Source organism: Methanobrevibacter sp. UBA212, from assembly GCF_905233225.1.
Lineage (GTDB): Archaea > Methanobacteriota > Methanobacteria > Methanobacteriales > Methanobacteriaceae > Methanocatella.
In genome coordinates this window covers 1-11,895 of record NZ_CAJODJ010000026.1, presented here as the reverse complement: position 1 = coordinate 11,895, position 11,895 = coordinate 1, and the positions used below count along the sequence as shown (strand labels likewise).

At 36.6% G+C, this 11,895-nt stretch carries 10 protein-coding genes; 7 read left to right on the top strand and 3 right to left on the bottom strand.

Annotated elements, in window-relative coordinates; all coding sequences use genetic code 11:
• The first annotated feature begins 21 nt into the window (after nucleotides 1-21).
• Both QZ138_RS07805 and QZ138_RS07800 read left to right on the top strand, forming a co-directional pair.
• A complete protein-coding gene (locus QZ138_RS07805; protein WP_292888316.1) occupies nucleotides 22-507 on the top strand; it encodes a hypothetical protein in 486 nt (161 codons plus the stop codon).
• Between the two features lie 95 nt (nucleotides 508-602).
• A complete protein-coding gene (locus tag QZ138_RS07800; RefSeq protein WP_292888313.1) occupies nucleotides 603-1,562 on the top strand; it encodes a PLP-dependent cysteine synthase family protein in 960 nt (319 codons plus the stop codon).
• 36 nt (nucleotides 1,563-1,598) lie between these two features.
• Here the strand turns inward: QZ138_RS07800 and QZ138_RS07795 are convergent, their stop codons facing one another.
• On the bottom strand, nucleotides 1,599-3,050 hold the full coding sequence (locus QZ138_RS07795; protein ID WP_292888311.1) for an NAD(P)/FAD-dependent oxidoreductase: 1,452 nt from the start codon (nucleotides 3,048-3,050) through the stop codon (nucleotides 1,599-1,601).
• 51 nt (nucleotides 3,051-3,101) lie between these two features.
• On the opposite strand from QZ138_RS07795, the gene QZ138_RS07790 reads away from it, so the two are divergent.
• Nucleotides 3,102-3,938, top strand: coding sequence for a tetratricopeptide repeat protein (locus QZ138_RS07790; RefSeq protein ID WP_292888308.1), 837 nt, complete (start codon nucleotides 3,102-3,104; stop codon nucleotides 3,936-3,938).
• Here QZ138_RS07790 and QZ138_RS07785 read toward each other — a convergent pair.
• Entirely contained in the window at nucleotides 3,922-4,107 is a 186-nt protein-coding gene (locus tag QZ138_RS07785) for a hypothetical protein (RefSeq protein WP_292888305.1), read from the bottom strand. The two genes, QZ138_RS07790 and QZ138_RS07785, sit on opposite strands and share 17 nt — an antisense overlap.
• Before the next feature lie 465 nt (nucleotides 4,108-4,572).
• On the opposite strand from QZ138_RS07785, the gene QZ138_RS07780 reads away from it, so the two are divergent.
• The 4 genes from QZ138_RS07780 (at nucleotide 4,573) to QZ138_RS07765 (ending at nucleotide 8,537) form a co-directional block, all read left to right on the top strand.
• Nucleotides 4,573-5,022 carry a MarR family winged helix-turn-helix transcriptional regulator gene (locus QZ138_RS07780; protein ID WP_292888303.1) on the top strand — a complete coding sequence of 150 codons (450 nt, stop codon included), beginning with the start codon at nucleotides 4,573-4,575 and terminating at the stop codon, nucleotides 5,020-5,022.
• A gap of 13 nt (nucleotides 5,023-5,035) precedes the next feature.
• Nucleotides 5,036-6,421 carry an MFS transporter gene (locus QZ138_RS07775; RefSeq protein WP_292888300.1) on the top strand — a complete coding sequence of 462 codons (1,386 nt, stop codon included), beginning with the start codon at nucleotides 5,036-5,038 and terminating at the stop codon, nucleotides 6,419-6,421.
• Nucleotides 6,422-6,554: 133 nt separating this feature from the next.
• Complete coding sequence (locus QZ138_RS07770; protein ID WP_292888297.1) at nucleotides 6,555-7,238, top strand: hypothetical protein; 684 nt, start codon at nucleotides 6,555-6,557, stop codon at nucleotides 7,236-7,238.
• 9 nt (nucleotides 7,239-7,247) lie between these two features.
• Nucleotides 7,248-8,537 carry a TIGR02710 family CRISPR-associated CARF protein gene (locus QZ138_RS07765; RefSeq protein WP_292888295.1) on the top strand — a complete coding sequence of 430 codons (1,290 nt, stop codon included), beginning with the start codon at nucleotides 7,248-7,250 and terminating at the stop codon, nucleotides 8,535-8,537.
• 36 nt (nucleotides 8,538-8,573) lie between these two features.
• Here the strand turns inward: QZ138_RS07765 and QZ138_RS07760 are convergent, their stop codons facing one another.
• Nucleotides 8,574-11,186 (bottom strand): transglutaminase-like domain-containing protein, encoded by a 2,613-nt coding sequence (locus QZ138_RS07760; protein ID WP_292888292.1) that lies wholly within the window; start codon nucleotides 11,184-11,186, stop codon nucleotides 8,574-8,576.
• Nucleotides 11,187-11,895 lie beyond the last annotated feature (709 nt).

Here is an 11,895-nt window from a genome sequence, read left to right as displayed (position 1 = left end):
TTTAAGTTGAGGAATTAGATTATGCATATCAGAAAAGCCGCACTTGAAGAGTTGGATGCAATCATGGACATATACAGAATCGCTCAGGATTTCATGATCAAATCCGGAAATCCAAATCAGTGGGGGCGCAAATATCCTCCGAAAGATCTTATTGAAAGAGACATTGAAAATGAAGTTTGTCATCTAGTCTGCAAAGAAAATGATATCCATGGAGTGTTTGCAGTTTTTAGGGGTGATGAACCTACATACGAACATATTGAAAATGGAAAATGGCTCAATGATGATGAATATGTAACCGTACATAGAATCGCAAGCGATGGCAAGGTTCACGGCATATTCAGGTGTGCCATTCAATGCCTGAAGAAAAACCACACAAACATCAGAATAGACACCCATTCAGACAATATCATAATGCAGGGCCAAATCGAAAAAAACGGATTTGAAAAGTGCGGTACAATATATGTTGCAGACGGCTCTCCAAGGATTGCCTACCAATGGACAAGGTAACTGACTTTATGGAATATTGAAAATTTTTCAAAAAAATATATTACAATCAAGATACAAATATATAATAGTTTAATATTGAATTGGATTGGATAATTATGAATGTAGAAAAGCTAGTTGGAAACACACCGATGATTAAGATTGATTATGAATATGAAGGAAAGAAGGGCAGCATATACACCAAGCTCGAATACTACAATTATACCGGAAGCATAAAGGACAGGATTGCATTATACATTATCCAAAATGAAAGGGAAAACGGCAATTTGGCAGACGGCCAGCCTATCATTGAAGTTACAAGCGGAAACACCGGCATTGCATTCAGTGCCATCGGTGCCCTTTTCGGCCATGAGGTCCATATATTCATGCCTGACTGGGTATCCCTTGAGAGAAGAAAACTCATTGAAATGTACGGTGCTCACGTTCATCTGGTATCAAAAGAGGAAGGAGGATTCAAGAGGGCCTTGGAGATGGTTGATGACTTTGCAGAGGAAATCGGTGCATATAAACCACTCCAATTTGACAATGAATTGAATACTCAGGCCCAATATTACACTACCGGCCAGGAAATAATAGACGAGATTCCTGATGTGAACGCTTTCGTTTCAGGAATCGGAACAGGCGGAACACTGATGGGAATCGGTCAGAGAATAAAGGACCACAATCCAGATTCAAAAGTATTTGCACTCGAACCTTCCACATTGTCCATACTTAAGATGGGAATGGAAGAGGGAAGCCACATGATTGAAGGAATAGGTGATGACTTCATTCCGGGCATTGTGGATGAGAATCTTATTGATGATATCGTATTGATTGATGACTGCGATGCAATCAACATGTCCAAAAGAATAGCCAAGGAGTTCGGTTTGGGAATAGGAATTTCAAGCGGAGCAAACTTCCTTGCAAGTGTCCTTATGGACAGTGATGAGTTGAAAATCGCCACTGTTTTTCCGGATGACAATAAAAAATACATCACTACAAAGCTATCCGAAAAAATAGATGAAAATCCTAAGCTCCATTCAAATAAGGTAAAACTCATCAATTTTGAAGTAATATAACTATTTTTAAAAAAATTAAGTAAGTTAGGAAAAATCCTAACTGAAATCATAGTGGATATTGTGCAGCTTGTACAGGCATACTGAACTGCTTGAAGGGAAGGCATAAATCATATAGTCCAGCTCTTCAAGGGTTATTTTCTTATTGATGATGAATGCGAACATGTTTGCCACGTTTTCTGCATCCGCAGCATATATTTCGGCACCTACAATGTTGAGGTCCCTATCCACAATGACTTTCGCCTCAGCGGTACGGTCGTTTTTAAGCTCAAGGGAATATGAGTTGCCGTATCTGATTGTATGCACATCGTATTCATCGCTTTCTTCGGCCACATATGCAGGAACGCCAACTGTGGCGATTCTTGGAATTGTATATGCAACTGCAGGAACGACAGGATATGTTATCTCATCAGCCTTGCCCAGCAATTCCTTTGCAAGGTATTTTGAGTGATGTATTGCAACGGTTACAAGCTTTGCAATTCCTGTATCTGCAACATCCCCTGAAGCATAGATGTTGGGAACTTCAGTCTGAAGGTGTCCGTTTACCTTAATTCCCTTGTTTGTGTATGTCAGGCCCACATTTTCAAGGCCGATGTCTTCAACATTTGCTGTTCTGCCCATTGCGGCAATAACATAGTCTCCGGTCAGGCTAAGGCCGCTTTCACATTTGACTGTAAAGCTGTCTTCATAGGCAACGTTATCGATTTTTGCTTCGGGATCTCTTAAATCATCATCGGAGTTCAATGCATTTTCAACATTAAGGACCTTATCTTCGGGATTGTCTATATCGATATTGCTTATTACTTCAGTTACTGTCTGGTTAAAATGGAAATTAATGTTTTTTTCTTTAAGGATTTCAATCACGTTCTGTACATATGGTTGGTGGAAGTATTTAAGAGCCATATTTCCCCTGATTATAACATCTGCGCTGAGTCCTGCCTCTGCAAGTATTGATGCAAATTCCATTCCGACAAATCCTGCGCCTATGATGATTGCATGTTTCGGCAAATCGTCAATATCCAGAAAGTCAGTGCTGTCATGAAGGTATTCCTTTCCAGGGATATCAGGAATGACAGGTTTTAGGCCTGTGCAGATTACAATCTTGTCTGTTGTAAATGTCTCATCGCCGACTTTAACGGTATGCTCATCCAAAATTATTCCCTTTCCGTGGGCAACATCAAGGTCATATTCCTTGAATTTGCCGTCCAAAAATGGGGCCATGTTTGCAATGCGTTTCCTTTTCAGCTTCATCAAATCCGGCCAACTGACATTAAAGTCACCGTCTTTTCCAACGCCCTCAAAGTTTTCTGTCAGTGCCTTGATTTCATAAGGCGCATCAAGCAATGCCTTTGAGTTGCATCCTCTGTTTGCACAGGTTCCACCGTATAGGCTTTCTTCAACGATTAAAATTTTAAGTCCTTCTTTTCTTAAGAATCTGCCACCTTGCCAAGCGGCATTTCCACTTCCAATATATATGACATCATAATCCATTTTATTTACTCCTAGGTAAATATTTGTTTTAAAGAATATAAAAGTTAATAAATGATTTTTGAAAAAAATGATATCATGAAAGATTATCTCTATATCGATTCATCCGATGATGCCCACCAGTCACGATTCAAGGTTTCGGATACTCCCAAAATCGACCATCTGATAAAAGAAAAGCAATTTACCAAAGCTTTAAGCGAAATAGATAACTCTTTAAAGACAGACTATAATTACACCAACTTAAACCTCAAGGGAATCGTTTTGCAAAATCTTGGACGATTTGATGAATCTCTTGAGTGTTTTGATGATGCGCTGAAACTTCATGAATCCTCCGACATTCATCTTAACAAGGCCAACTGCTTATATGGATGGGCAAAAGTTACATTTTTCCCCGAAGCCGATTACGAAAAGGCATTAAGACTAATAGAGTGCGGAATTGAAAATATTCCTGAAAGTGAAGATCCCTCTGAGTTCTACTTCCTTAAGGCTGAAATCCTGGAGGCATTAAATCAGCTTGCCGATGCCCATAAATGTTATCTGACTGCATATAAGGAATTTGACAGGCTCAGGGAATTTGAAGAGCAGTGCGAATATCTAAACACCACCCAGGACACTCTAATCAATATTGTAGGAAGCGACTTCTATAACTTCACACCTGAAGCCGGAAATGTCCTGAGTCTGGTCAGGGATGAGGACAACGAGCATGATCCTGATGCAGTAGCGGCAGTGTATGAAGGTGAAACTGTAGGATATGTTGCAAATAATCCATATACTCTAATCGATGAGGTCAAAAGCGCAAGCGACATTAAAAATTCAATTTCAGACAATCAGAAGGCTGAGATATTATTCATTTACCTTGGAGAATATGTAGTTGCTAAACTTCTAGATTAATGAACTTGATTTTGCTGTTTCTGCTGATCTTTGATTTTCCCATGTATCTTTTTATATTCAATTCAAACCTCGGTGCCCTTCTTGTATCCAGGGGATTGTTATATTGATAGTTGATGTCCTTTGTGATGTAAAAGGTTTCATATGCCGCAGCATTAATATGATTTTTCATTATCCTCACCAATTTTTGATTGAAATCTAATTTTTTAAAGGACTTGATATATATCCCTGATTAAATTTTATTTTAAATTCCCATTTCATCTATATTAATGAGAAGGATAGTTTGTTAAATGAGTTTTATTTTCAATACTCATAAAATAAACCATCTTTCAGTTGATATAATGGCACTTTCAGAGTCATCAGAATTTTCTTTTTTGATGTTTTTTACAAATCCTCTAAAATCTCTTGAAATTAATTAATTGATATTTTATTCATCCTATTTAATATTTATTGAATTGTAATGGCTTTAAAAAATTTATATAACTCTGAAAAATTGCTTTCATTGAAACATGTTATAAAAATCTTTTGGATTTAAAAATCAAAGGTTCACAGGAAAGACTATATTTGTTTCATTTAGAACTGTTTCATTAGAAACATTTATATTCTTTCAAAACATATTATGAATCAGGTGAAAAATATGGAGGATGAAAGTTATCAGGCACTAAATGACAATACACCATTTGTCGCATGGATTCACAACATTTCCCTGAATCAGCAGAAATACATGAAATCAAAATTCAATGAACTTGATTTGGGCCATGATGTGAGATATATCATGTTCATCTACGATAATCCAAACTGCTCTCAGGAGGATGTGGCGAACATGTTTTGCCAAAGCAAAGGAAACATTGCAAAGACATTAAGAAAACTTGAAGAGCAGGGATTTATCCAAAGAGAGGTCAATCCAGAAAACAGACGCAAATACATGTTGAATACAACCGAAAAGGGAAGAAATCTTGTTCCAGAATACAGAAGAATATCAAAGGAATGGGAAATGGAAGTGGGAATAACAGAAGACGACATTGAAGTCAAAAGAAGAATAATGGAAATAGCAAAAAGAGGCATGAATCTTATTGAAGATAATTAAAGAGGGAGAAAAAATGAAATTAGAGTTCGAAACATATGTAGTGGCAATATCATTCATAACATCATTTTTTGCAGTCTTTCTATCAAATGGAATAATCATTGGGGTTCCAGCGATAGCACAGGACTTTGCAATGAACAATGTTATTCAAAACTGGGTTCCAACAATATTTTTCCTGGTGGTTGCAGTCTTTACAGTGCCGGCAGGACAAATTTCAGGAAAATTCGGAGTTAAAAAGTCATTGCTTGCAGGAATATTTGTATTTCTTGCAGGCTCAATTGGCGCATGTCTGTCATTTTCAACAGAATCATTCCTGGTATTCAGGATTATTCAGGGTGCGGGAGTGGCATTCCTGAACGTATCTGCAATGGCAATGGTAGTGCATGCGGTCAAACCGCAAAATCGTGGAAAGGCATTGGGCTTTACAGTGACAGGAGTATATCTTGCAACATCCCTGTCCCCTGTAATCTGCGGATTTCTAGTGCATAATCTCGGCTGGAGGTCCATGTTTTACTTTGTGATTCCATTTTTGGTATTATGTATCATTTTGATGATTCTGAAAATACCTCAGGAGTGGAAAACATATGAAAAGGATAAAATCGACAAGGTCGGATCCGTATTATATGCAATAGGCATTCTAGCTTTCATTTATGGATTCACTTCACTGATAACAACAACAGGAAAGATACTGACCCTTACAGGCCTCATAATATTGGCAATATTCGGATGGTATGAGTTAAGGCAGAAATCACCTGTATTCAATATGAACCTCTTCAAAAACAAGAAGTTCACATCATCCAACGTTGCGGCATTATGCAGCTATCTGGCGATTATGGTTGTTACAACAATCCTAAACTACCATTTCCAGTATGTGAGGGGGTGGGATGCCCAAATGTCAGGAATGATATTAATCATCACACCTATCATCATGGCGATAATGGCTCCTAATGCAGGAAAGCTTTCAGATAGGATACATCCTCAAAAGCTCGCCGCATTGGGAATAGGAATAGCCGCAATCGCATTGGGAATCCTGACATTCCTCACAGGTGAAACTCCACTGTATATCGTTGTTCTTGCAATGGTGCTGCAGGGTATCGGAATGGGGCTCTTCTCAAGTCCGAACATGAACGCCATCATGAGCTCAGTTCCTCCAAGAGATGCACCGACAGCATCCGCATCACAGGCAACAATGAGAACCATAGGCCAAACAATGAGTTTAGGGCTTTTGACATTGATATTTGCTTGGGTAATGGGCAGCCTGAAACTGGATCCTCAATATGCGGCAATGATTGTGCAGGCTTCACAAATAATCTGTATAATATGTACAGTCGCATGTGTCCTTGCGGTATTCGCATCACTTGTCGGAATCAGGTCAAGCGACAAGTTCAACACTGACCGTTAAATCAAAAAACATATCTGGGCACTGGATTTCAGTGCTTGGATATACATTTTACTATTTTTTTTAATGTAATTTTCATCACCATTTGGAATATATTAATTAGTGTAGTCAACAAAATATTACTTAAGGTGAAAATATGCAAAAATCAAGCAAAATAATTATTATTGTAGTGTCATTAATAATTATCGGAGGGATACTATTTTTTGAAAGCACACACTATCCCGAAATTGAATATACTACAATCGCTAATACCAGTATCGGAACAGTGAAAGTCGGAATTGCCGGAAATGAAAACGCCACCAAATGCATTGCTCTGATAACCGGAATTCATCCAAGGGAAACCCTGTCAATTGAGCCTGAAATACAGGCTGCACGACAATTCGGAAATGACAATGTCAAGATTATCAACTATAAGGTAACCGTAACTGACAGTCCTGATGATTATGAAAAGGGAAGGGCAAACGGGGAAAGCCTGGTTCATGATTATGTCAATCCAAATGTTACCGCTTCCGATGCAGATGCAGTGATAATAAGCCATTCCCATAATCCGGAATATGGTGAAGGTTTCTATCTTGCCACACCTGCTATGGATAACTCTTCTGTAAGCATTGCCGAAAAGATAAGCGAAAGCAGCGATTTCAACTATTATCCTGTAACTGGAAACGAAACATACAAATCCACCTCTGCCGTTTTGGTTTCAAAGCCGATTGCACAGGCAGGATATCCGACATTTGTATATGAAATTCCTGAAGACATTTGGGAAAGCACCGCAACCGACAAGACTAAAGAACTATTTAATTTGATAGCTGAAAACATCTAAAGTGATATTATGAAAAGAAAGGAAGTCATTCTGTTTATGACCGTGGGAACTGGTACAAATTTAAACATAAATGAAGAAAACTCTCAAAACCATGCACAAAAATTATATTATACTATAAATAAGATACGCCCAGACAAAGTCATATTTTTTGCATCAGGCAAGTCAAAAGGGACAGTTGAATATATAAAAGAACTATTTCATAAAGATAATGATGAATTCATACTGGATGAGGATTATCAGATTGTCATAATAAATGCAATCGATGATTTGAATACCTGTTTTGAAGCATATGAATCAAAGATATGGGAATTGGACTATGAAGATGGCGGCGACTATGATATAATTATGGATTACACCTCCGGAACCAAAACAATGTCTGCCGCAATGGCAAGCTGCGGAATGTTCTATTCAAAGGATCTGATTTCTGTCGGAGGCGACAGGTCAACCGGCGAAGTTTCAAGGGGAACAGAAATCATCAACTACCAAAACATCTACAAGATATATGACAAGTTCGCCTTGATGAGAACAAGAAACAATTTTAACGCCAATCGTTTCAGGGCATGCATCGATATCCTGAATTATATAGTCGATTTGAACATCCATAAGGAATCATTAATGCATCTCTGCAAAGCATATTATGCATGGGACAATATGGATTTTGAAGATGCATATGACCATCTGAGAAAAGTAAATTTAAACCAGGTCGAATTCATGGAAGTCAAAAATGATATCAAATTTAACCTGAAGGCCCTTGGAAACATCATCAATTCCAAATCGGTAAATCTGAAAAACTGCTATATTCTTGCAAGCCTGATTAACAATTCAATAAGAAGGTCTGAGGAATTCAAATACGACGATGCAATAGCAAGGTTATACAGGTCATTTGAACTGATTGCACAAATCGAATTGACCAAATACAATATCAAAAGCTCAGATATCGATGTTTCAGTACTTAAACAAAACAATGTATCGGACGAGTTCATAATGGATTTGGAAAAAACAAGAGAAGATGGAAAAATAAGGATAGGCTTGGAAAAGGATTTCCTGCTTTTAAATGAACTTGGAAATGATTTGGGAAAACACTATGTCGAAAACGAATCAAAAATCAAAAACCTGACACGAAAGAGGAACAATTCCATTTTGGCCCATGGCCTTGATTCACTGACTCAAAATGACTTTGATGAATTCCTTGATATAGTGCTAAATTTATCATATTCCCTGGATAAGGACATGAAAAAATTCATAAAACAAACAAAATTCGCTAAATTTGATTTAAAACTGAAATTAAACCAGAATTAATAATTTTTTTAAAAAAAAGAAAAAAGGAATAGTTAATTAGAATGGAAGACTTGAATAGGTTCCTTGGAATCTGAATGATTTTGTATTCCAATTAACTACTGTTCCAAATGAATTTCTTGAGCTTGTTGGGTCTACAACATGCCAGCTACCGTCAACTAGTACCTGAGCCCATACGTGACCGTATGTACTTCCACTGGAGAATGTACATGTTCCGTGTACATATCTTGCAGGAAGTCCTGCGGTCCTATACATTGCAATGAGCAAATGTGCCTGGTCTACACAATTTCCTGATCCATGGTTATAGGTACCTACCGCACCATAGTTTGTATCGTAATAGAAACTGTATGATATGGAATCCCTTACATAGTTGTAAATCGCTTTAGCTTTTGCTAAGTTGCTAGACAATCCACTGGTAAGTGAGTTCACTTTTGATTTAATCTTGGAGTTTCCAACTTGACAATTACTGGTGGACTTGAGATATATGCTAAGATCCTTAACAGTATTTTTCTCATTCAAACCAGTTCCACCTTGTGAACTTGAAGAACCTCCGGTACCGTATGTGATTACGCAATAATTAGGCAGTTGATTATTATTGTTTCCATAGAATGCTAAAATTCTTGAGAATGCATCTATCAATTCGGAGTAGATGATTTTTCCAACGGCAGAGTTAGCATAATTCGGTGCCTGCTTGTTGTTTTTAATGAATGTTACAGCATTCTTGGCAACAGTTATGTAATCTTTTTTGTATAATTCAACTGAAGAAATTGTGTCACCACTAGGTGAAGTCGGTGCAGCCACTCCTTTTAGGATAGGAACATTTCCGGTATTGGAACTGCCGAGATTGCTGATTGCCTCACTCATCACATATAGGAATTCAGGCATTGTAAATGTTAGTCCGCCTGCAGATACGCTGGATGGCACCTTATTGTTGTCAGCATAATATGCCTTTATGGTTTTTGCGCCGGCAATAACATTCTTAAGGGTTATGAAATCAATTTTTTTCACAGTTAAAGTTGTAGTACCTGAACTTGGAGCATTCAGGTTGTTACCGGTGAATGTATATGAAACCTTAACAGTTCCAGGAGTGAATGTTGCTTTAATGGTTGCATAACCATCTGAAGCGGTTTTAGCACTGTAAGTCTGTGAGTTGACTGTCAATTGTACGTTACCTTTGGATATAGGTTTATTGTTCTGGTCCAGCACTAATATCTTACAGGATTGTGATCCTTCATAAATGGTGGTTTCAGATTTCCAGCTTACAGAAGTCGGAGTCCTTTCAACAACGCTGATTGCGGTTAATCCTGATTGTGCATTAAGTTTGGAATCCGCTTTGTTAGAAAATTTAATTTCATAGTTTCCAATATCCAAATTGATAGGTATTGAAACAATTCCCTTGCTGTTAGTGACTTTGGTCTGTGTCTGACCATTTATGGTAAGGGTGACCTTCTTATTTGCAATTGGAACACCGCCTGATGTTAAAGCTACTTTATATAATGTTCCTGCACCATGGCCAAATACTGTAGTGCTTTTAACAGTGTAAGTGACTTTTTTGGTTGGAATGACTGTTAATCTATTCTTTACACTGGATGCTTTGTAGTAACCTGACTTGGCAAAGGAGTATTTCATAGTATATACTCCGTTTTTAAGTGAAGGTAACTTGAAACTAGCAAAACCTTTTGCATTTGTTTTGGCAGAGTATTTTTTACCGTTTAAAGCTAATCTGACAACTTTGCCTTTTGCAGGAGCATAACCCAATTGGTTAAGCAGTTTAACCTTAACTCTTTTTTTGTCCTTTTTAAGGAAAAGGTAATCTTTGGATGTTAATGAAGTTTTTGATGTTCTGATTACTTTTACCTTATTGGTTTTTTTCGAACCGTCAGCATTATAGGAAATAATCTTGTAGGTTCCTTTACGTAGTTTGGTTAAGGATAAGCTGGCTTTTCCTTTACTGTTGGTTTTTACTTTGTATGTTTTACCCTTAATTCTAAATTTTACAGTTTTTTTAGCTAATGCTTTCCCATTGCTTTTAAGGAAAGTCGCAGTGAATTTCTTGCCGTCAGTATAAACTTTACTCATATCGCTGGAAACAATAGTTGAAAGGATTTTAACTGTATTGGTTAAGCTATAACCGGTATCAGGGTTAGTAGCAACAACTTTATATGTTCCCGGCTTAAGATCAATGCTTAAGGAAGCGACACCTCTGCTGTTAGTCATTTGAGTATACTCTTTACCATTTAATGTAATTTTAACATTGGTATTTGCCAATGCAGAACCGTTTATGTCTAAAAATGTTGCAGTATACTTTGCACTTCCTTTATAATATTTAGTAACGTCATTTGCAGTGACTGTTTTTGATACATCAATGGTTGATGGTGCATTATTGTCACTTGCCAAAATATTACTGTCCTCAGTGTTAGTTGATAAAGTATTTGAATCTTCAGATTTTAAAACATCGTTTGATGAATCATTATCAACAACAGCTTCCGTTGCCTGCAGTTCAGACGAGTCATCACTAAGCGTGATTAATCCGTCATCCTGTGAACTGGAGGCATATGAATCCGTTACATTTACATCACTTGCATATATTGTACCGACCGATAATGCAACAGTGAGCACAAATATTAAAGTGAGAAATATTCTCTTGTTCAAAATAATTTACCCCCATAACAAAATTAATATCTACGAGATTATTCTCGCTTAAATATTATATAATGCAAATATCTTATATAAACCTTTTTATTAGCTAAATCTCATTAAATGAGTTTGATTTTAAAAAATAAAGTTAATACATTATGAAAATATTGCATTGAAGTGATTTTTACTTAGATTTAACAATAAAAAGCTTATAGCATATGAAAGAATATATTAAGCAGTTTAATTTGACAGAACTTAAATCATTAATTTTTTAACTTTATTGTGCAAGAATTCTCCGGCTTCTTTAAGCCGGAGATGAATTGCACATTTACTGGGTTAGTGTCTATATTTTTTTTATGTGGATGGGGTGGTGAGATTACTTTTCAAATGCTCTCGGATAAATGCCATATAATATGTAGGTTTATAATATGTAATATAGAAAGATGGGGGAAAAGCTTCAATTAGTTAGTTTTTTTCCTTTCTTTTTTTTTTAAGCACGGTTTCATAATAATAATATTCTAAAAAAAAAAACAATCCTTTTAGTGATTATTTTTAGTCATTAAGATGATGTTTTTAGGATTTTTTTTATAATTTTAATAAAATATAAAAAAAAAGATGTTGAAAAATGTGCGATAAAACTTTTATTTTAACGGATAAGGTTGAATTTGTTCCTGATGAAGAGATGGAAAAGGAATTATGGTTTAATATTAATGCCAGTGCTTTT